This window comes from Streptomyces sp. NBC_00090, assembly GCF_045160815.1.
GTDB lineage: Bacteria > Actinomycetota > Actinomycetes > Streptomycetales > Streptomycetaceae > Streptomyces.
The window spans coordinates 7,145,228-7,165,172 of the sequence record NZ_CP108224.1 but is presented as its reverse complement, the minus strand read 5'-3'; the positions used below and the strand labels follow the sequence as shown (position 1 = coordinate 7,165,172).

Annotated in this window: 19 protein-coding genes and 1 pseudogene; 14 read left to right on the top strand and 6 right to left on the bottom strand. The window is 69.5% G+C overall.

Annotated features, from left to right (window positions below; genetic code table 11):
* The first annotated feature begins 33 nt into the window (after positions 1–33).
* Together OG361_RS31885 and OG361_RS31880 are read left to right on the top strand one after the other, a co-directional pair.
* Positions 34–861, top strand: a complete 828-nt coding sequence (locus OG361_RS31885) for a TIGR04222 domain-containing membrane protein (protein WP_405859034.1) — start codon at positions 34–36, stop codon at positions 859–861.
* A 19-nt stretch (positions 862–880) separates the two neighbouring features.
* Positions 881–1,396: a GNAT family N-acetyltransferase gene (locus OG361_RS31880; protein WP_405859032.1), complete on the top strand. Its 516-nt coding sequence runs from the start codon at positions 881–883 to the stop codon at positions 1,394–1,396.
* 158 nt (positions 1,397–1,554) lie between these two features.
* Here OG361_RS31880 and OG361_RS31875 read toward each other — a convergent pair whose 3' ends face one another.
* Complete coding sequence (locus tag OG361_RS31875; RefSeq protein WP_405859030.1) at positions 1,555–3,153, bottom strand: AMP-binding protein; 1,599 nt, start codon at positions 3,151–3,153, stop codon at positions 1,555–1,557.
* A complete protein-coding gene (locus tag OG361_RS31870) occupies positions 3,150–4,835 on the bottom strand; it encodes an AMP-binding protein (protein ID WP_405859029.1) in 1,686 nt (561 codons plus the stop codon). Before OG361_RS31870 ends, OG361_RS31875 begins: the two co-directional genes overlap by 4 nt.
* A 116-nt stretch (positions 4,836–4,951) precedes the next feature.
* Between OG361_RS31870 and OG361_RS31865 the strand changes: the two genes are divergently transcribed.
* A complete protein-coding gene (locus tag OG361_RS31865) occupies positions 4,952–5,785 on the top strand; it encodes a response regulator transcription factor (protein WP_405859027.1) in 834 nt (277 codons plus the stop codon).
* Positions 5,786–5,857: 72 nt separating this feature from the next.
* Here the strand turns inward: OG361_RS31865 and OG361_RS31860 are convergent, their stop codons facing one another.
* The gene (locus OG361_RS31860; protein WP_405859025.1) at positions 5,858–6,985 is read right to left on the bottom strand and encodes a winged helix DNA-binding domain-containing protein; all 1,128 of its coding nucleotides are present in this window, start codon (positions 6,983–6,985) and stop codon (positions 5,858–5,860) included.
* Positions 6,986–7,118: 133 nt separating this feature from the next.
* Between OG361_RS31860 and OG361_RS31855 the strand changes: the two genes are divergently transcribed.
* From OG361_RS31855 to OG361_RS31815, 9 genes and pseudogenes are all read left to right on the top strand, one after another.
* The gene (locus OG361_RS31855) at positions 7,119–8,225 is read left to right on the top strand and encodes a magnesium and cobalt transport protein CorA (protein ID WP_405859023.1); all 1,107 of its coding nucleotides are present in this window, start codon (positions 7,119–7,121) and stop codon (positions 8,223–8,225) included.
* 221 nt (positions 8,226–8,446) lie between these two features.
* Positions 8,447–9,043, top strand: coding sequence for a hypothetical protein (locus OG361_RS31850; RefSeq protein ID WP_405859021.1), 597 nt, complete (start codon positions 8,447–8,449; stop codon positions 9,041–9,043).
* Positions 9,040–9,741, top strand: coding sequence for a hypothetical protein (locus tag OG361_RS31845; RefSeq protein ID WP_405859019.1), 702 nt, complete (start codon positions 9,040–9,042; stop codon positions 9,739–9,741). The genes OG361_RS31850 and OG361_RS31845 overlap by 4 nt, the downstream gene beginning before the upstream one ends.
* 1,209 nt (positions 9,742–10,950) lie before the next feature.
* Positions 10,951–11,363, top strand: a pseudogene (locus OG361_RS31840) (glycosyltransferase); the annotation flags it as partial.
* A 52-nt stretch (positions 11,364–11,415) separates the two neighbouring features.
* On the top strand, positions 11,416–12,498 hold the full coding sequence (locus OG361_RS31835; protein ID WP_405859017.1) for a serine hydrolase domain-containing protein: 1,083 nt from the start codon (positions 11,416–11,418) through the stop codon (positions 12,496–12,498).
* Positions 12,499–13,006: 508 nt separating this feature from the next.
* Complete coding sequence (locus tag OG361_RS31830) at positions 13,007–13,375, top strand: hypothetical protein (RefSeq protein ID WP_405859015.1); 369 nt, start codon at positions 13,007–13,009, stop codon at positions 13,373–13,375.
* Between the two features lie 14 nt (positions 13,376–13,389).
* Positions 13,390–15,075 (top strand): hypothetical protein, encoded by a 1,686-nt coding sequence (locus OG361_RS31825; protein ID WP_405859013.1) that lies wholly within the window; start codon positions 13,390–13,392, stop codon positions 15,073–15,075.
* Positions 15,068–15,484: a hypothetical protein gene (locus tag OG361_RS31820; RefSeq protein WP_405859011.1), complete on the top strand. Its 417-nt coding sequence runs from the start codon at positions 15,068–15,070 to the stop codon at positions 15,482–15,484. The genes OG361_RS31825 and OG361_RS31820 overlap by 8 nt, the downstream gene beginning before the upstream one ends.
* A gap of 288 nt (positions 15,485–15,772) precedes the next feature.
* Positions 15,773–16,249, top strand: coding sequence for a hypothetical protein (locus tag OG361_RS31815; protein WP_405859009.1), 477 nt, complete (start codon positions 15,773–15,775; stop codon positions 16,247–16,249).
* An 88-nt stretch (positions 16,250–16,337) separates the two neighbouring features.
* Here the strand turns inward: OG361_RS31815 and OG361_RS31810 are convergent, their stop codons facing one another.
* Both OG361_RS31810 and OG361_RS31805 read right to left on the bottom strand, forming a co-directional pair.
* A complete protein-coding gene (locus tag OG361_RS31810) occupies positions 16,338–16,808 on the bottom strand; it encodes a hypothetical protein (protein ID WP_405859007.1) in 471 nt (156 codons plus the stop codon).
* Positions 16,809–16,873: 65 nt separating this feature from the next.
* Positions 16,874–17,083 carry a hypothetical protein gene (locus tag OG361_RS31805; protein ID WP_405859005.1) on the bottom strand — a complete coding sequence of 70 codons (210 nt, stop codon included), beginning with the start codon at positions 17,081–17,083 and terminating at the stop codon, positions 16,874–16,876.
* A 518-nt stretch (positions 17,084–17,601) separates the two neighbouring features.
* Between OG361_RS31805 and OG361_RS31800 the strand changes: the two genes are divergently transcribed.
* On the top strand, positions 17,602–18,228 hold the full coding sequence (locus tag OG361_RS31800; protein ID WP_405859003.1) for a helicase-related protein: 627 nt from the start codon (positions 17,602–17,604) through the stop codon (positions 18,226–18,228).
* Between the two features lie 29 nt (positions 18,229–18,257).
* Positions 18,258–18,854, top strand: coding sequence for a TIGR03086 family metal-binding protein (locus OG361_RS31795; RefSeq protein ID WP_405859002.1), 597 nt, complete (start codon positions 18,258–18,260; stop codon positions 18,852–18,854).
* Between the two features lie 176 nt (positions 18,855–19,030).
* Here the strand turns inward: OG361_RS31795 and OG361_RS31790 are convergent, their stop codons facing one another.
* Entirely contained in the window at positions 19,031–19,873 is an 843-nt protein-coding gene (locus tag OG361_RS31790) for a CPBP family intramembrane glutamic endopeptidase (RefSeq protein ID WP_405859000.1), read from the bottom strand.
* Positions 19,874–19,945: the final 72 nt, after the last annotated feature.

The following is a 19,945-nucleotide window of genomic DNA, read 5'->3' as shown; positions in this document are numbered from 1 at the left end:
CCCCCGGGCACAACACCCTCGGGGGGTGGCGTCATGTCGACGGCGATGTGGTGGTTCATGGGGGCGGCCTGCGCGGAACTGATAGTCGCCGCCGCCCTGTTGCGAACCCGCAGCCAGGAAAGCGGAGTGTGGCCGACGGGCGCCGAGCCGCCCCCGCAGGCCCTCGCGCTGCTGCGGGGAGGGCGCCGGGCGGCCGTGACGGTCGCGCTCGTCGCGCTGCACCAGCGCGGCGCGGTCGCCGCCGGCCGCAAACGTACGATTCGGGCCAACGGAGGCCCGGGCCGGACCCGTGACCCCGTACAGCTCGGCGTGCACGGGGCGCTGCACCGGGCCCTGGCCCTGCGGGCGCTCGCCCTGCGCCCCGAGGCGCGGCGGGCCGTGGACGCGCTGCGCGGGGAGCTCGGCCGGGCCGGGCTGCTGCGGCCGCCCGCCCGGCTGCGGGCCGCGCGGGTCCTGCTCGCGTGCGTACCGCTGACGATCGGCGCCGGGCTGCTCGTGGCCTGGGCCGGCAACGGGTACGGAGAAGCCGCCTCCGGTGCCGGCTCCGTCGGCCTCGCCGTCGCGGTCGCCGTGCCGCCGGTCCTCGTCGCCGCGCTGCTGCTGCGGCTGCCGCCGGCCACGCGTGCCGCGCGGCGCCTGCTCGCCGGGCTGCGGGAGCGGCATCCGCTGCCGGCCCACCGGCGCGAGGTGACGGACGGGCGTCTCGTCCAGCTGTACGTCGCGCTGTACGGGGATCCGGCGCTCGCGCTGTTCCTGCCCCGCTTCTCCCGGGACGGCGGGCTGCTCGACCGCCCGCGGGAAGCGGACGAGAACCGGCCGCCCCCAGGGCCCGGCAGGGACGCGAGACCCTCCTCGTCCTGAGGCCGCGCCATACTGTCGTATGCGCATCAGAGCGGCCGCTCCGGCCGAACTTCCGCTGCTCCAGGACATCGAACGGGCGGCGGGCGAGCCGTTCCGTTCTCTCGGTATGGCGGCGATCGCCGACGACGACCCCCTGCCCCTGGACGTCCTGGAGGCATACCGCTGTGAGGGGCGGGCCTGGGTGGCGGTGGACGCGGCCGACCGCCCGGTCGCGTACCTGCTCGCCGACACCGTCGACGGCTCCGCCCACATCGAGCAGGTGTCGGTGCACCCGGACGCCGCCCGCCGGGGCGTCGGACGGGAGCTGATCGAGCACCTGGCCGCGGCCGCCAGGGAGCAGGGTCTGAAGGCACTGACCCTGACGACCTTCACCGAGGTCCCGTGGAACGCCCCGTACTACGCGCGGCTCGGCTTCCGCCCGCTCACCGAGTCCGACCCGGCGCTCACCGACGGTCTGCGCGCGATCAGCCTCGCGGAGGCGGCCCACGGCCTCTCCTTCTGGCCCCGGGTGTGCATGCGCCGCGAGGTCTGCTGATACGGGCGGGTCCGGGGCGGCACCGCCTCCGGACGCGCCACCCGCGGTCGGCACGCCCGACGCGACCGGCACACCCGACCACCGGCGCCACGCCCCGGACCCGCCCGCCCCTTCCCGCTACTCGCTACTCGCTGCTCGCCAACCCTCCTCACCAATCGCTACTCGCTCCCGTACCGCTGCCGCAGCTCCACCTTCCGCACCTTGCCGCTGACCGTCATCGGGAACTCGCCGAGGATCTCCACCCGGCGCGGGATCTTGTAGTGGGCGAGCCGGTCACGGCAGAAGGCCGTGACCTCCTCCAGGGTCGGCGGGTCGGCCGGGTCGCGGGGGATCACGCAGGCCAGGATCTCCTCGCCGTACCGCGCGTCGGGGACACCGACGACCTGGACGTCGGCGATCTTGGCGTATCCGTAGAGGAACTCCTCGATCTCGCGCGGGTACACGTTCTCCCCGCCCCTGATGATCATGTCCTTGATACGGCCGACGATCTGGACGTACCCGTCGTCCCGCATGACCGCCAGGTCCCCGGTGTGCATCCAGCGTCCCGCGTCGATCACCTCGGCGGTCTTCTCCGGCTCGTCCCAGTACCCGAGCATCACGCTGTAGCCCCGGGTGCAGAGCTCGCCCGCCGCGCCGCGCTCCACGGTCAGCCCGGTCGCCGGGTCGACGACCTTCACCTCGACGTGCGGCATGACCCGGCCGACCGTGCCGGTACGCCGCTCCAGGTCGTCGTCGCGCCGGGTCTGGGTGGAGACGGGCGAGGTCTCGGTCATGCCGTAACAGATCGACACCTCCGCCATGTTCATCTCGGCGACGACCCTCTTCATCACCTCCACCGGGCACGGCGAACCGGCCATGATCCCGGTGCGGAGCGTGGAGAGGTCGTACCCGGCGAAGTCGGGGAGGTTGAGCTCGGCGATGAACATCGTCGGCACCCCGTACAGGGAGGTGCAGCGCTCCTCCTGCACCGCCCGGAGGGTGGCGGCGGGGTCGAAGGAGGGCGCGGGGATCACCGTGCAGGCGCCGTGCGAGGTGGCGGCGAGATTGCCCATCACCATGCCGAAGCAGTGGTAGAAGGGGACCGGGACGCAGATCCGGTCCTGCTCGCTGTAGGCGATCATCTCCCCGACGAAGTAACCGTTGTTGAGGATGTTGTGGTGGGAGAGGGTGGCTCCCTTGGGGAAACCGGTGGTCCCCGAGGTGTACTGGATGTTGACCGGCTCGTCGCAGGAGAGCGGCTCCGGGCGCAGCTCCCCGGCCGTACGGGTGAGGAGTTCGTCCCAGCTCGGGTCCCCGAAGTGGACGACCTCCCTCAACTCCGGGCAGTCTCCCCTCACTTCCTCGACCATGACCCGGTAGTCGCTCGTCTTGTGGGTGAGGGTGGCGAAGAGCAGGGAGATCCCCGCCTGGTTCAGGACGTACGCCAACTCGTGGGCGCGGTAGGCGGGGTTGATGGTGACCATGATCGCGCCGATGCGGGCGGTGGCGTACTGGACGAGGACCCACTCGGCGCAGTTCACCGCCCAGATGCCGACCCGGTCGCCCTTCCGGACGCCGCTCCCGAGCAGCGCACCGGCCAACCGGTCGACGTCGGCGCCGAATTGCGCGTACGTCCAGCGCCGCCCGCTGGGCACGTCCACGAGCGCCTCCCGGTCGGGCCAGGCGGCGACGGCCCGGTCGAGGTTGGCGCCGATGGTGTCGCCGAGGAGGGGGGTGCCGGACGCGCCGTGCGCGTAGGAGAGTGCCGTCGCCGTCATCCGAGGTCTCCTTCGGTGTACTCCGTGCCGCCGCCCTCGGCGGTGAGCCGGCGCAGTTCGACCCGCCGGATCTTGCCGGAGACGGTCTTGGGCAGGTCGGCGAACTCGATGCGCCGGATCCGCTTGTACGGGGCGAGGACCGTGCGCGAGTGGGCGAAGAGGACCCGCGCGGTCTCGGCGTCCGGCTGCCAGCCCGCCGCGAGGACGACGTACGCCTTGGGGACGGCGAGCCGCAGCGGGTCGGGGGCCGGGACGACGGCAGCCTCGGCGACGGCCTCGTGTTCCAGGAGCGCGCTCTCCAGCTCGAAGGGGCTGATCTTGTAGTCGGAGGCCTTGAAGACGTCGTCCGCGCGTCCGATGTAGGTGATGTACCCCTCGTCGTCGCGGGCGCCGATGTCGCCGGTGCGGTAGTAGCCGCCGGCCATCGCCTCGGCCGTACGCTCCGGGTCGCCGTGGTAGCCGGTCATCAGGCCCACCGGGTTGGCCGACAGGTCGAGGCAGATCTCGCCCTCCGCCACGTCCGCCAGACCGCTCGCCGGATCGACCAGGGTGACGCGGAAGCCGGGGCTCGGGCGGCCCATGGAGCCCTCCTTGAGCCGCTGACCGGGGCTGTTGGAGACCTGAACCGCTGTCTCCGTCTGGCCGAAGCCGTCCCGGATGGTGACGCCCCAGGCGCGCCGTACCGCCTCGATGACCTCGGGGTTGAGCGGTTCGCCGGCGGCGACGACCTCGCGCGGCGGGGTCTTCAGCCGGCCGAGGTCGGACTGGATCAGCATCCGCCACACGGTCGGCGGGGCGCAGAAGCTGGTGACGCCGTGCCGGTCCATCTCGCTCATCAGGCGGGTGGGGTCGAAGCGCGTGTAGTTGTGGATGAAGACGGTCGCCTCCGCGTTCCACGGGGCGAAGAGGTTGGACCAGGCGTGCTTGGCCCAGCCGGGCGAGGAGATGTTGAGGTGGACGTCGCCGGGCTTGAGGCCGATCCAGTACATCGTCGAGAGGTGGCCGACCGGGTACGAGGTGTGGGTCTGCTCGACGAGCTTCGGGCGGGCGGTCGTGCCGGAGGTGAAGTACAGCATCAGCGTGTCCTCGGCGAAGGTGATGCCGTCGGGCTCGAACTCCGCGGACTCCTGGGCCGTGTGCTCGTAGCCCAGCCAGCTCACTCCGTCGCCGCCGATCGCGATGCGGGTGTAGTCGCCGGGGACGTCGTCGAACTTGGCGGTGTCCTCGGCGCGGGCGATGACATGGCGGGCGCGACCGCGCTCGACGCGGTCGCGCAGGTCGGCGGGGCCGAGGAGGGGGGTGGCGGGGATGACGACGGCGCGCAGCTTCATCGCGGCGAGCATCGTCTCCCACAGCTCGGCCTGGTTGCCGAGCATGACGATGATCCGGTCCCCCGCGCGGACGCCCTGGGCGCGCAGCCAGTTCGCGACCCGGTTGGAGCGGGCGGACATCTCGGCGAAGCTCAGCTTCGTCTCGGAACCGTCCTCCTCGACGATGTGCAGGGCGGTTCTGTCGTTGCCGGCGGCGATGACGTCGAACCACTCGAGCGCCCAGTTGAAACGGTCGAACCGGGGCCAGACGAAGCCCTCGTAAGCCGTCTCGTACTCCTCGCGATGGTGGAGCAGGAAGTCCCGGGCCTCCCTGAACGTCTCCGTCGCGCTGGTCGCGCTCGCTGCCGTCATGTGTCCTCCTCGTTGCGGGACCGGTCCCGGACATCGTGTAATCGGTGACCCAGGTCTCACTACCCCCGTTCGGGGGTGAACCGGCCACCCAGCCAACGGACGACGGGGAGTGAACGGTGCGCGAGCACGCCGAATCGGTGGAGCTGCGCGGCGCGCTGCTGCGGCTGCGCCGCACCACCGGTCTCCCCGTGGTGTTCGGGGGACTGCTCCACGACGGCCGCGCCCTGCGGATCACCGAGCTGAACGGGGCGGTGACCCCGTCGCTGCACGGGCTCGCGATCTCGAACGGCTGGGGACTCGGGGGAAAGTGCCTGGCCCTCGCCCGGCCGTGCGCGGTGACCGACTACCCCTCGGCCCGGCACATCACGCACGAGTACGACGTGCCGGTCTCGGCGGAGGGGCTGCGCTCGGTGATCGCGGTGCCGGTCGTCGTCCGCCGCAAGGTGCGCGGCGTGATGTACGGGGCGCTGCGCGACGCGCTGCCGATCGGCGAGCGGGTCTTCGACGCGGCGGTCGCGGCGGCCCGGGACCTGGAGCAGGCGCTCGCCGTACGGGACGAGGTCCGGCAGCTGCTGGCCCCGCCGCCCTCGGGACCGTCCTGGGAGGAGGTGCGGCAGGCGTACGGGGAGCTGCGGGAGCTGGTGCCCCGGGTGGCGGACCAGGAGCTGCGGGAGCGGCTGCTCGCGGTGTGCGGGCGCCTGGAGGCGGCCTCCGGCTCGTCGGCGTCGCCGGTCCCTGGGGCGCCCGTCCCGCGGGTGGCGCTGACCCCGCGCGAGACGGACGTCCTGGCGGCGGTCGCCTCGGGGGCGACGAACGCGACGGCGGCGGAGCGGCTCGGGCTGCGGCCGGAGACGGTGAAGGGCTATCTGCGCTCGGCGATGCGGAAGCTGGGCGCGCACACCCGCCTGGAGGCGGTGGTGGCGGCCCGCCGGGCGGGCGCGTTGCCGTGACGGTCGGCGCCGCGAGGGCGTGGTCATCGCTCCGGGAGGGGGCGTGGTCATCGCCTCCGGGAGGGGGCGCGGTCATCGCTCCGGGGCGCGGAAGACGATCTCGTACGGAACGCCCTGCGGGCCCATGACCTCAAGGGTCCGCTCGGCCTCGGCGAGAAGCTCCTCCCGCTGCCGCCGGTCGATCGCCTCGAAGGGCTCGATCGCCATGGTCACGCGTTCCTTGGTCTCCTCCAGGTGCCAGAGCCCGGCGAGGACGCCGTCGAGGAGGAAGACCCTGAACGCCTGGTTGCCCTTCCAGCTGCGGGAGCGGTTCTCGGGGGTGACGACCCGGGTGCGGTCGGCGTGCGACAGGAGGAGGTTGTCGAACTCGGGGAGGAAGCGGGGCGGGGCGGGGGTGTCCTCGTCGGGGCGGGGCGCGTCGGGGAGGTCGAACAGCTCGGTGCCGCGCTCGTCCTGGAAGACGAGGAGCCGGGGCCGGAGCCGCTCGAAGGCCGCACGGAGTTGGGTGAGGCCGCACCAGGTCTGCATGTCCTTGACGGAGGCCGGGCCGAAGGCTCCGAGGTAGCGCAGCACGGTCTCGTCGAGGTCGGCGGTCTCCGCCGGGACGGCGTCCCCGAACCAGACGTCGGTGGTGGTGAGGGCGACCTGCCCGCCGCGGCCCCAGAGGCCGCGCGGGGTGACCTGGACCAGGTGCAGGATGCAGCGGGCGGCGACGGAGAGGGAGAGCGGGTCGGCGTCGGGCCACTCCTGGAGGAGTTCCTCGCGCAGCTGCTTGGGGGTGTGGGGCCGCTCCTCGACGAGCTCGCGGGAGCGAGCGGCGAGCCGCTCCAGGTCGACGCCGTCGAGCCCCTTGCGGCCGACGAAGACGGCGAGCTCCCGGTCGGGGGCCCCGGGCTGTACGAGGCGGCGCAGGGCGACCGCGTCCCGGGCGGTGTGGGTGTGCACGGTGGAACGCATGGTCACGATGCGGGCGACGGCGCGGGACTCCATGAGCGTGGACAGCTGCTCGGGCCGGAAGCCTTCGAGGCGGGCGGCGAGCGCGTAGTAGGGGGGCTTGGTGTTCTGCGCCTGGAGGCCGAGCAGATGGGCCACGGCGTCCTCGACGCCGAGGGGGGAACGGCGCAGGAGCAGCTGACGGTCGAGGGTGGCGCGGTTCAGGGCGCGGGGGCTGAGGACCGGGTGCTTCGTCGTGGTGACCATGCGAGGGACGCTACGTGGACTTGCGGACAGTTGCGGTCCGCAATGCGGCGGGGCGGCCAGAGCCGGTGCGATTGGCCCCATATATCCTGCGAAGGACCACGAAGCCCAAGGCCACACAGGAGGAGAGGGCACCGTGTCCGACCGCCGTCCCCGCGCGGCCTGGCGCCGCCATACGGAACCGTCGTCCGAGCCCGAGTCGACGCCAGGGCCCACCGACCGGCCGAGCGTGGTGCAGGCGAGCCTCTACCGCGAAGGCCGACGGGTCTCCTCCCCCGCCACGCTCGCGGACACGTTCCGTCAGCTGCGCGAGCACCCGGACGGCATGGCCTGGATCGGCCTGCAACGCCCGACCGAGGAGGAACTCCACTCCCTGGCGGCGGAGTTCGACCTCCACGAGCTGGCGGTGGAGGACGCCCTGGAGGCCCACCAGCGCCCCAAACTGGAGCGGTACGGCGACACCCTCTTCGTCGTCCTGCGCGCCGCCCGCTACCTCGACGCCCAGGAGGAGGTCGAGTTCGGCGAACTCCACATCTTCGTGGGCCCGGACTTCCTCATCACGGTCCGCCACGGCGCCGCCCCTGACCTCTCCACGGTCCGCCGCCGCATGGAGGAGAACCCGGACCTCCTCGCCCTCGGCCCGGAGGCGGTCCTGTACGCGATCCTCGACGCGGTGGTCGACGGGTACGCCCCGGTGGTGGCGGGCGTCCAGAACGACATCGACGAGATCGAGACGGAGGTCTTCGGCGGCGACCCCGCGGTCTCCCGCCGCATCTACGAACTCTCCCGCGAGATGGTCGAGTTCCAACGCGCGACCCGCCCCCTGGTGGGCATGCTCCACGGCCTGATGGCCGGCTTCACCAAGTACGGCACGGACGAGGAACTCCAGCGCTACCTCCGCGACGTGGCCGACCACGTCACCCACACCAGCGAACGCGTGGACGTCTTCCGCCAGGCCCTGACGGACATCCTCACGGTCAACGCGACCCTGGTCACCCAACAACAGAACGCGGAAATGCGCGCCTTGGCGGAGGCCGGCTTCGAACAGAACGAGGAGATCAAGAAGATCTCCTCGTGGGCGGCGATTCTGTTTGCACCCACGTTGGTGGGAACGATCTACGGCATGAACTTCGACACCATGCCGGAGCTCCACTGGGCGGGCGGGTATCCGTTCGCGGTGGTGCTGATGGCGGTGGTGTGCACGAGCCTGTACGTGGTCTTCAAGAAGAAGGACTGGCTGTAGCCACCCACCCCAGGCCCTTGATCCACTTCGCATGAGCAAACTTCGGATGTCACCTCCAGAAGCCCCTGGGGAGAATCTGGGGAGAATTGGCGACGCCGAGGCTGCGGGCCGCAGCCTCCCAGACCACAGGACTCTCCCGGCCTCCGAAAACTCTCCGTGACGAACGGCTACGGTGAGGCGTCAGCAGATCGCCTTGGATCACGTTCGTCCGGAGGTTGTCCTTGCTCCGTCTCAGCGCATTCGCCGTCACCACAGCCCTCGTCCTCGGCAGCACTCCCGCACAAGCCATGGACGAGCTGGAGGAGCTGACCGTGATGTCGAACGAGCAGTACGAGGAGATGCTCGGCAGTCGGGGGCGGGCCGCCGCACCACCTCTGGCGACGCCCCGTATCGAGAGCCCGGCAACTGCCTCGGCGGCCCCGGGCTGGGCCACGGTGAAGTTCAACAGCACGGACCGACGCGGCAAGGTGGTACCGACCCGGGTCGGAAACAACGAACTTGGCTGGAAGCACTTCTCCAGCCCGCACAACATCACGAACCCCGACGTCGTCAAGAAGATCATCGGCGGCACCAGCAACCCGACGACGAGCAGGGACAAACCGCACCGGCTCGTCTACGACGGTGCCCTCGTAGCAAAAGGCGGGCTGCTCGATCCGCCCCGCAAGATCGCCAACATCCGCATCATCGTCCAGTACCACTGGCAGACGGCGGACAACCGATACTCCCTCAGCGACAGGAACGCCAAGATCGGCGTCATCACGGCCTACTGCCGCAGCGTCCCCCGCAACCGCTGCCCCGACAAGGTCAACCAGACATGACCGAGGAGCTGTCACCGGAGTGGGACGGCGAGGGACTGGCGGACCTGCACCGCATCCTGATGTGGCAACTGCTCCGTTTCACGTCATCGCCGCTCTCGGGCACCACCGACGTGAGGCTCGTCCGCGGTGTACTACTGCCACCGGAACGACGAGGCATCACCCGTGTCGTGCTCTGGGATGGCCGTCGCCTGGAGCGCTCGGTCGCGTACGACGTGCCTCTCGTCCATCCACGAGGTGACAACATCCCCTGGAGCCACTTGGTCGCAGCTCTCCGGCAGGTCCTCGTCCATCCCCCCGCGCCCGACGACACCGACCCCGTGGGCATCCCGATCGCGGACGCACGTCGACACGTGCTCGACGCCCTCGACCAGGTCACGTTCGAGCTCGGAGACGCCCTCCACGCCTCCGCCTTGATGCTTCAGCCCGAAGACAAGCCGGACGACAGGAGTCACCTGCGACTGGACGGCTTCCTCCTGCAGGACGACACCACCGCGCGCTTGTACGTCACCGCACCCGACACCGCGGGCCCCCTCGGGCTCGACGTTTCCCTCCACGACCTGAACGGCCGAGTCCGTGTCGGCAACACGGCCCTCATGGCCGCACTGCCCTCACTCGTGCCCGACGAACTCGACGGCAACCGCTCCCCCGCCGTAGACCCCTACGCACCTGCCGGCGTCTATGACCTCACCCACTGGTGAGACACCCGCAAGAGCGCTGGCCGTCCCGAAAACGCCCGAGGCCTTCGGGACGGCCAGCGCCCGAGTCCGTTCGCCCAGGACAGAGCCACCCCACTCCCCCGACCGGCAAAGGGCGAGACGGTCCGGTGGTGATCAGCCGCGTGGAGCAGACCACCTCGAAGGCTCGGTGCGTGGCGTCAGGAACTGCTCCGAGGGCCGAACCATGATGATCGACTCCAGCTTGTCTGCCCCGGGTCAGCGACTCACTGCCGTCGCGCCTATTCGAGGGCCTCTGCGTAGAGCGAGCGTCCGTCGGGGCGGACGCGGACGGCGGCATGGCTGAGGACGGGGATCACCGGGCTACCCATGTCGATGCGCCCTTGACTGCAGTCTTACGCGCGGCGGGATGGCCGTGCTCCAGCAACCCTGTCCGGGCCGGGATTGGGGTGCCAAACTCGTCTGGCAGAGGGTTCGGATGGTCGTGCGGACCAGGTCCGGTTGCAGGTCGTAGCAGGATCGACGTGCGGTGCAGGTAGGTCTGCTGCTCCAGCAGGGCCCGCAAGGACCGGTGGGCGTGCAGGCGGACCTTGGGCTTCGGGTGACACCGCGGCTCACCGATCAGGTCCCGTAGGCCGGGGTCCTGGTCCGGGTGGCGCTCGCCGTGTCCCCGGCGACCTGGAGCGCGTGCCCGGCGCACCCGCTCCGGGTGGCCGGTAGGGCACAGGTCTGGGAGATGGCGCAGGGACAGGGGGTGGCGGTGACGCTGCCGTCTAAACGGCCGGGGCCCGGTCGCCGAGCGGTGCCAACGTGACGGCCTCTCCTGTCGCCTGGCCGCCGGAGGGCCTCGGAGCCAGTCGACCGATCCGCTCGCCGTCGTGCCACCCGACCCAATTCCAATACCGAATTGGTGCCCGTCCGGCAAGCCACCTGCTGATGGATGCCCAGCCGAAACACCGGCCCAGCATGCTTCGATCTCAATCGTTACCTGAACTGAGGTGCCCCAGACAAACAAGGCCTCGCCTGGGGAGAATCTGGGGAGAATGCGCCGCCCTGGGGAGTGAGCCGTCGCCTCTCTCACCTCGTGTTCCACACGTCTCGTACGCCCCGACCCGACCGCCCTTCCACCGCAGTCCCGTAGGCCTTCGGTGCCACGCCAGCCCTACTCAGAGCTTTCCCGAAGCGCCCTCGGATCGCCCTGGTCCACGGGACCGACCTCCTCTTCGCGGAGACGCACCCCGAGCCGAGTTCCACGCCATCCGCCCCCGCCTCCACCAGCGCGGAGTACACGTGCACTACCTCGGCTGGCTACGCCGGCCACAGCTCTGGAGGACCTTCGCCGACCACGACGTCCTCGTCATGCCCTCCACGACACTGGAGGCCATGGGCCTCGTCGCGCTCGAAGCCCAGGCATGCGGGCTCCCCGTCCTCTACCAACCCGTTCCCGGCCTCACCGAGGCACTGGGCGGCACCGGCCTCGCCACCGACTTCGCCGACCCGCACGCCGTCGCCCGCGAACCCGACCGCCTCCGCACCAGCCCCGGCCTCCTCCCTGCGCTCCGCGCGGCCGGCGCCATCAACGTGGCCCGCTTCCCCTGAGCGCCACCGCCGCAGCCCTCGCCGAGCTCGGCCAGCGGCTCGCCTGATCACCCGTGGCGCCCCCATCAGGGCCGGCCGTCTCACTACGATCGGACCACCATGACGCTCGACATCCCGCGCATTGAGCAGCTCCTCCAGGACGGTGTCCGCGACCGGGTCTACCCGGGAGCTGTCTGGGCCGTCGGCAACGCCTCCGGTACGACGGCGAGCGGGGCTGCCGGTTTCCTTGACCCGGCCCGTCCCGACGAGCCGACGCTACTCGACACCGTCTTCGACATCGCCAGCCTCACCAAGATCGTCGCCGTGTGGGCCGTCATCGGCACGCTCGTCGAAGAAGGCAAGCTCCAGCTCCACACCCCGCTCGGCACCTTCTGGCCCGAGGTCACCGGCCACCCACTCGCCCAGGTCACCACCCACGAGCTTCTGACCCACACGGCCGGCCTGCCTCTACGCGCCAACCTCAGGAACCTCTACGGCACCGACCCCCAGGACATCCGCGACGGCGTCCTCCACGAGGCTCTCCACCGCGAACCCAGCCAGGCCGTCGAGTACACCGACCGAGCCGCCCTGATCCTCGGCTACCTGGCCGAGTACCTCGCCGGCCAACCTCTCGACCACCTGGCCGCAAGCCGGATCTGGGACCCCCTCGGCATGACCGAGACCCGCTTCGGCCCCCTGCCCGCAGCCACGATCGCCCGCTGCGCCCCCACCGAACTCGACGAGGCAACCGGCACCCACCTCAAGGGCACCGCCCACGACTTCTCCGCCCGCCTCCTCGGCGGCACCTGCGGCATCGCCGGCGCCTTCTCCACCCTCGCCGACCTCAGCCGCCTCCTCCAGTACATGCTCGCCCCGACGCAGGCCGCCTTCGGCCGGCCCTGGATCACCGACTCCCTCCGCATCCGCACCGGCGAACTCACTCCCGCCCGCGGTCTCTTCTGGCATCCCGCACCCGGCACCGAGCTCCGGGACGGCGTCTGGGTCCACTTCGGCTTCACCGGCACAGGCATGTGGATCAGCCCGAAGCAGCAGCACTGGGCAGTCCTCCTCTCCAACAAGCTCTACTTCACCCGCGACCGCGAACCCCTCGCCGCGCTTCGTAACTCCTTCTGCAAAGCTGTGTTTTCGGACAGCACCAAGGGTGAACCACAATGCGAGGCGCCCGTCGCCCGTGAACGATGAGCGCGTCGCGTACCAGTTCGGCGCACGCGGCCGGCATCCGGGGGCACGCAGGACAAACGCGTGGGTGGGACCGCGAGGGCGCAAGGATCGTCGAAGTGGGCGCGAAGGGCGACGTTGCTCAGTTTCAGGCCACGGATGGGCAGAGCGCACGGCTCCTCGTCCGATTCCGGATCGAACTCGACGGGGCCGGCGTCCGCCCAGACGACAGCTTCGAACGCGAAGGGGTGCCCAGTGCTGTGCGGATGTAAAGCAGCATTCCCAGTCCGCCCTTGGACTCCTCTGCGGGAAAAATATCGGCCCCTCGTGCAGGAGTGGTCACCTCACAGCATGTGCGATGACGCCAACATCCCTCCTACCATGGGCCTTTCGGTAATCCATTGACGTCGAGCGGGGGAAAGCCATGGGGTTCGATGACGATTGGGCCGCGGTCGTGTCCGCGTCACGGGATCGACAGTCGGCGGGCACTCAGCTCAACTCGGCCGGTCCCGGAGATGCGGGTTCGGGCCCGATGAATCTGGTCGTCACACAGGACGACCTGGGTGCCGTGGGGCACGAGGCATATCTGCTGCACGAGCAGTTACGCGAAGAGGCCGACATCGCGGGCGTCGGCAGCGACAAGAGCGGGGAGGGGTCGACGGCGCAGGCCGCCAACGAGTTGTCTTTCCGGCACATGACGATGGGCAATGAGCTGCTGACCACACTCTCCGTGTGGGATTCACAGGTGAAGACGGTCCTGCAGATGTGCGCACACATCTCGAACCACCTCGACTACTCGAAGAGGTCGTACGCGCAGAACGACAAGCGCATCGAAGACTCGCTGCGGCACCGCGACGGCACCGCCGTGTCGGTCTCGGAGATCTCCAAGTACGTGCGCTGAAGGACGGTGGACCGATGACGCTCACGTATACCGACCTCATGGGCATGGACCTCGGCAAGCTCGATACCGCCGTCGGTGACTGGAAGGCCATGGCCGCCAAGCTCGCCAAGCTGGAGACCGCCGCCAGGGATGGCTTGCTGCGCAGGTCGGAACAGGCCCGGTGGAAGGGCGTCAATGCCGACGTCACCAGGGAGTTCGTGGCCGGCGCCGCGAAGGAGATCACGGATCTCAAGTCCGAGGCCACCAGCATCCACGCCGTTCTCGCGGACGCCCACACTGAGCTCGTCAGCATCCAGAAGCGGGCGAAGACGCTCACCGAGGAAGCCGCCAAGGGCTCGGAGAAGGACCCCGGTCTGCTGGTGACGGACGGCGACAACGGCACCGTCCGAGTCATGGAGGCGATGTGCACCCCGGAGGGGACGACGCAGCGCACCAAGGACCTGATGCGGTGGTACGCGGACACCCTCACCGGTCTCCTCTCCCATGCCGCTGAGATCGACGCCGCCGCCACCCGGGCCCTGCGGCGCAGCCACGGCGGCGATGTGCACAACGCCGGCCATGCCGTATACACCTCGCTCGACGAGGACCAGCTGCCCCGCGCGACCAAGCTCGCATCGCTCGGCAAGGGCGCGAACGACGAACAACGCGCCGAGCTGGTACGTCTGTGGCGTTCGCTGAGTCCGGAAGCCAGGGCGGAGCTGTGGGCGAAACAAGAAAACAACCTGGTGGCGGCCGGGCTGCTCAGCCCCTCGATGAAGCAGATCGCCCCGGACAAGGGATCGGGTCCGTACGACGTGGAGAAGCCGGGCTTCCAGGAGTGGGCCACCCTCGCGAAGATGCGGGGGATCACGGAAGGCGCGGACGCGATGGACTTGGTCGACGCGGGCCGCCACATGGATCACTACCTGGACAACGACGGCAAACCCATCAACCTGCCCGTCGACAAGATGATGGCCGACGACGACGGCTTCAGGAAGCACATCGACGGGCACATCAGGATGTATCAAGACGAATGGCGGGAGATGGCTCTCGCCGAGTTCAAGGCCAATGACGGGAAGCCGGTGTCGATCCCGGTGGAGACGCCCAACATCAACGACTACAGCTTCACCCAGGAGAGCAACCAGAACTGGTTCTACGCAGTCGGCTCCACCAGGGCGAACGTCACCGGCGTCGTCACAGTCGTCCCTGATGCCGACGGCAACCCCAAGGTCGGCCTCGACTACCAAGCCAACGCTTGGGACCGCTACAACTGGGACGAGAACAAGGGCGTGGACATCTTCGGCGTGATGGACATTCCCGACGGCCAGATGGCACACGACTGCACACGACAGGTCTCGCACAGGAGTTCGACATGTCAGGAAGCAGCTCCGTCAAGCACTACGATCTCGGCTCCTCGACGCCGAACGACGGTCCGCTACCAGAACCCGACGAGCCGGGCCGCGAGGGAGGCCGCACGGACAACGGTCGGGAGACACGCGAAGGACGGGCAGGTACAGGCAGGTGAGTGCTGTGGACAGCGTGCGGCCAGGTGGCTCACGCCTGAGGCGTCGGCTGCTTGTCGCAGCCGCGGGGCTCGTGGGAGTCGTCATCGTGGCCCTCGGCACGTTCTACCTGATCGCGGACAAGTGGCTCTCCGACTCTGCCCGGAAGGAGAAGGAGTGCTGCTGGGAGACCGGAGCCACGCCCGCGTGGATGAGTGAGCAGATCGGCCTGCGCGTCCCCGAGAAGGCCGCGGACCGGCGGGCCGGATACAAGGTCGGCGAGCGGTACGACACGGGGCTACTCAGCTTCACACTGCCGACCCTCGAAGCGAAGGCGTACCTGGCTCCGCTGACACCCAAGGGTGCCCGCATGATCCGCAACGTGGAGCCCGAACCGGCGGACTACCGTCCGGCAGCCGGATTCACGCACCTCAGGCTTCCGGAGCCCGAGACACTCGTCGACGGGATGCTGATGGGAGGGTTCTGCCCCGACAACGTCGATTCGCCCGATGCCGAGCACCTCGCGTACTGCGTGAAGGTGTTCTCTCACGAATACACACCGGGCACGACCCGGATCTACCTCCGCTCGACGATCGAGCCAGGGCTCACACCGCCCCCTGGTTCCTAGCAGTTCTGGGCAAGGGCAGCAGCTGGGCGCGTTTACGAAGGTCGGAGCCGCCACACGCTCCCACCCCGCCAAGTGCCTTCTGAGGACTTGGCCGCAGGTTCGAGTCCGGCCGGGGGCGCTCCGCGACTGACCCTCCTTCGGGAGGTTCTTTTTGCCAGAGGCGGCCTCCGGGAACCGTTCGGCCCGAAAGAACGGCCCAAAGTTTCGGGATGGTCTCTCGGTAAGACTGCGGGGACAAATCAGCATTCGGGTTGAAGCCGGGATCGCGTCCGGATCATCCTTACTGTCATGCCCTTCGCCGCCGCGCTCGACGTGTCACACCTGCCCGACTACGCGAACGACTGGGCTCTGGTCGACGTCGAGACCTCCGGCCTGATCGCGCGCCTGGAGGAGCGGGAGCGGGAGATCGCCGCGCAGGCCGAGACGGCCCGGGAGAAGATCGCCGAGCTGACCGTGCTTCTGGACGGGCTCGGCAGGGTCACCGAGGAGATCCGGATCACCCGCAAGACGCTGCTCGAGCTGCCCGATCCGCGGCCGCCCGCGCCGCCGACCGCGAAACTGCCGGACCATCCGGCTTACCACCAGATCATGGCAGTGTTCGCCACAGCCGACGCCCCGCTGCGGGCGCGAGCGGTGTGCGAGGCGATAGACGTGGAGATCGCGCCCAACAACATCAACAACGTCCGCCTGAAGCTCAAGCGGCTGGTCGAACGCGGAATCCTGGTCGAGGCCGAGCAGGGCTTGTTCACCCAGCCGCGGCCATAGCCGCCCAGCGAACCCGCGGCCAGGCCGCTCGCCTCAAGTGAAAGGGCAACACGGGCACCAACTTCACATGCACCCTCTGAGTTGCCGATCAGTCGATGCGGTCGCTCAGGCCCAGCACCTTCGGGTCGTCGCTGGGGAAGTTCCTGGGCATGCCCGACACGTCGATGGTGCGCCCGTACACGCCGGCCAGGAACTCGACGGCACCGACTGGGAACTCGATCCAGTCGGCGTTGTCCGTGCGGACGACCACCGGCCATGCGTCCGGGTCCGCAGGGCTCGTCCTCCAGTAGAAGGTGTCCCCCGAATTGGACGACGCCCAGGAGATCAGGCCTCCCGGCTGCGGGTAGGGAACGTAGTCCTCGGTGTCGCCCATCTCGTACAGATCCTGAAGGATCTCGTCGTCCCTGGACTCGGACGCCCATGGCGCCTCGTCGCCGGGCGTCGGAAGGGACACCATGAGGAAATCATCGATGACAAGCACCGGGTACACCTCCGCCAGTGAGCGGAAGTCCGAGGGCAGCGCCGTCCCGAGGCCCGCCTCGAGGGCGGCCCAGTCCACGCTGCGTCCGCCTGGCACACGCCACCGTGTCATCGAAGGCAGCGCGGCCTCCAGCTCTTCGACCCTCACCATGTCGTCTGCCAATCGGGGGAGTTCTCGACCACGACGGTCTCGAACAATACTCCGTCCACGATGCGGGCGGACACGGCGACATAACTGCTCATAGAGTCACGAACCGCCCTCTCAGACTGTGTGTCCTCGACGAGGCGCACCTCATCGAGGAACCTCACGGACGTGGCGCTCTCACCGAGCTGGTCATCGCCGAAGTGCTGCACCGAGCTCCGCACGTCAGGACCCTGTTCCTGTCAGCGCTGGTTGCCAACGCGGACGAACTCGCAGAGTGGCTCACCACGGCGACCGGGGTCGAAGCCGTGTCCATCAGCCACCCGTGGCGTCCCACGAGGACACTGCGCGCCATCGCAGGATTCGACAGGACAGGTAACGAAACCGCTCGCTCCATCGCAGAGAGGGACCTGGCTACGCTTCCCACCCGTCGAAAGATGCTCGACTACAAGGCCCCCATATCGCTGCTAGTGGGACTTCAAGGAGCCTGGACATCCAGCGAACCCGCGGACTACGCGCTGGTCCGGCCCCCCTGGTCTCTCCGAGACGACCACCGTGTCATCGCTTTCCTCCCGCAGAACCGGCACGACTGTTTCACCCAAGCCGTGAAGCAGCCCGGTTCCCCTAGCTGGGTGCCTACCGGCGCCGACGGGGACATCGACGTCCTGCTGGACCTGGCGGACGCAGAGCTGGGTGTCGCGTCCAGCTGAGGGAAGCCCTCGCGAAGGGTGTGGGAGTACACACCGGCGCGCTATTGAGGGAGGAACAACGGGCCAGCGAGATGGCCTTCGACCGGGACCGCATACGAGTGCTCTTCGCAACGGGCACGCTCTCGCAAGGCCTGAACCTGCCAGCCACTGCGGTGGTGATCGGCGGGACACAGATGGGGTTCGACCAGAATGCGTCAGCAACCGAGCGTGAACGCCGCTCACGGACCCAGCTCCTGAACGCCATAGGCCGAGCGGGACGCGCCTACACGTCCGCGCGGTCGATCGCGGTGGTCGTGCCCGGGCGGGCCACGCACGTGGCGGCTGGCGCCAATGGCGCACAGGTAGCCAGGGCGGCCGACGCGCACTTCCTGACTCAGGAAGACGCCGCAAACGACATCGGAAGCAGGCTCGACAGCCTCATCGAGAAGGTCCTCGGCGGCACTCTGGAAATCGGCACGTTGGAAGGCGAAGAGCAGTCGGCCTTCTCCTTCCTCTCGTTCGCCGTGGGCAGCGGCGACGCACCGGGCGTGATTCGGCGGACGTGGGCGGTGCACAGCGCCGGAGCGACGGACCAGGCACGAGCCCGTACTTCATCTTCAAGCGGCGGGACTGGCTGTAGCCGAAGAACCCGGGGCGCGGAGCGATGAGTTTCGGGTGGCCCGGCGGTCTGCCCTGCATGGAAAACACTTCACGCACGGGGCTGATCGATCTGGGGGCGGCCGCGGAGCGCGTCGCCCGGCTCGCGGAGGGCATCGGCGACGAGCAGCTCGGCGACCCGACGCCCTGCCCCGAGTACGCGGTACGGGAGGTCCTCGCTCATGTCGCGGGGCTCAGCGTCGCCTTTCGCGACGCGGCCCGCAAGCAGTTCGGGCCGACGACCGGCACGCCGCCCGGCTCGTCCCGTCCGGTGCTGGCGGACGACTGGCGGACGGCCCTGCCGAAGGCGCTGGAAGAGCTGGCCGCCGCCTGGCGGGAGCCTGGCGCCTGGGAGGGGGACACGCGGGCGGGCGGGGTCGAGCTGCCGGCCGCCGTCATGGGCCGGGTCGCGCTCGACGAGCTGTTGATCCACGGCTGGGACCTGGCGCGGGCGAGCGGTCAGGCGTACGAGGTGAGCGAGGCGGAGCTGAGGGTTTCCGAGGCTCTGTTGACTCCGGCCGACGACGCCTCCGGCGAGGGGTTCTTCGGCCCCGTCGTCGCGGTGCCGGACGGCGCGCCCCTCCTGGACCGCGTGATCGGCCTCAGCGGCCGTCGGCCCGACTGGCGCCCGGCCTAGCCAGGGGCTTCTTTCCGATCATCTGATCGTCGCGTCCCGGGTTCCGTCGATGGCCCGGTTCCTCGGCCTCGTACGGACGCGCTTTCCCGAGCCGTAGTGGGCGGGAAGGCCCGCACGAAGGGGCGGCCAGGCACCAGCCTGGCCGCCCTTCCCGTGCGTGTGCGGCGGCTCGGCGATCAGCCGCCCACGGGGACGCGTCGGTTCCCGCGGACCAGGAAGACGGCCACGAACGAGAAGGCGATCATGAGGATCGCGACCGTCGAGGCGAGGGCGGACCAGCCTCCGGTCTGGTTCGTGACGGCTTCGTCGACGCCGCCGCTGGCGAGGAAGGTCGTCGGGTCCGTGAGGGCGTGGAGGGCGATCGCGGCCCAGATGGTGCCGGTCACGCGCATCGTGAGGTACATGCACACGCCGAAGCCGAAGGTGTAGACGACGGTGAGGAGCACCGTGCTCACCTTCATCCCGGACAGCACGTTGGTCACGTGCATGAGGGAGAACAGGAGCGAGGACACGACCATCACGAACCGCTCGGAGTGACCGGCGCCGCGCAGCATCTGGACCGCGAGGCCACGTGTCGCGAGTTCCTCGGCGAGGCCCACGCAGACGCCGAGGAGGGCGATGAGGACGATCTGCTCCGGCTGCCAGCTGCTCCAGTCGGTGGCAGCGGCATGGGCGACGATGGCGGTGATCACGAGCGCGGGGCCGATCCACATCCAGGGCCGGCCCGCGACCGTCTGCCTGCCGAAGACGGAGTGGAGCCGGCCGATGGAGGCGGTGAAGCCGAGCAGGGTGACGGCGCCGATCGCGATGGGCAGCATCAAGGCGAAGAAGATGCTTGCACCGGTCGCCAGCACGTTGCCCTCGTCGACCTCGTCACCGAAGACGGCGCCGATGGCGAGGCCGACGAGCAGGTAGTAGGCCAGGTACGCGGCGATCACCAGGACCGCTTTCCCCGTGGTCGGCCGGTCGAAGAAGCCCTTCCAGGTCGTGACCGGACCGTCGTCGACTCTCTCCGTCATCGCCCACCTCACTCACCGCTGCTCTTTTCGGACTATCGAACGATAGAGTACGAGAGTGTCCTTGAAGGGTGA

Coding starts and splice junctions, on each gene's coding strand:
- OG361_RS31815 (WP_405859009.1), top strand. CDS start 15,773: ATGCCCTTCGCCGCCGCGCTCGACGTGTCACACCTGCCCGACTACGCG.
- OG361_RS31830 (WP_405859015.1), top strand. CDS start 13,007: ATGAATCTGGTCGTCACACAGGACGACCTGGGTGCCGTGGGGCACGAG.
- OG361_RS31845 (WP_405859019.1), top strand. CDS start 9,040: ATGACCGAGGAGCTGTCACCGGAGTGGGACGGCGAGGGACTGGCGGAC.
- OG361_RS31825 (WP_405859013.1), top strand. CDS start 13,390: ATGACGCTCACGTATACCGACCTCATGGGCATGGACCTCGGCAAGCTC.
- OG361_RS31790 (WP_405859000.1), bottom strand. CDS start 19,873: ATGACGGAGAGAGTCGACGACGGTCCGGTCACGACCTGGAAGGGCTTC.
- OG361_RS31820 (WP_405859011.1), top strand. CDS start 15,068: ATGAGTGAGCAGATCGGCCTGCGCGTCCCCGAGAAGGCCGCGGACCGG.
- OG361_RS31860 (WP_405859025.1), bottom strand. CDS start 6,985: ATGGTCACCACGACGAAGCACCCGGTCCTCAGCCCCCGCGCCCTGAAC.
- OG361_RS31870 (WP_405859029.1), bottom strand. CDS start 4,835: ATGACGGCAGCGAGCGCGACCAGCGCGACGGAGACGTTCAGGGAGGCC.
- OG361_RS31875 (WP_405859030.1), bottom strand. CDS start 3,153: ATGACGGCGACGGCACTCTCCTACGCGCACGGCGCGTCCGGCACCCCC.
- OG361_RS31885 (WP_405859034.1), top strand. CDS start 34: ATGTCGACGGCGATGTGGTGGTTCATGGGGGCGGCCTGCGCGGAACTG.
- OG361_RS31880 (WP_405859032.1), top strand. CDS start 881: ATGCGCATCAGAGCGGCCGCTCCGGCCGAACTTCCGCTGCTCCAGGAC.
- OG361_RS31795 (WP_405859002.1), top strand. CDS start 18,258: ATGGAAAACACTTCACGCACGGGGCTGATCGATCTGGGGGCGGCCGCG.
- OG361_RS31835 (WP_405859017.1), top strand. CDS start 11,416: ATGACGCTCGACATCCCGCGCATTGAGCAGCTCCTCCAGGACGGTGTC.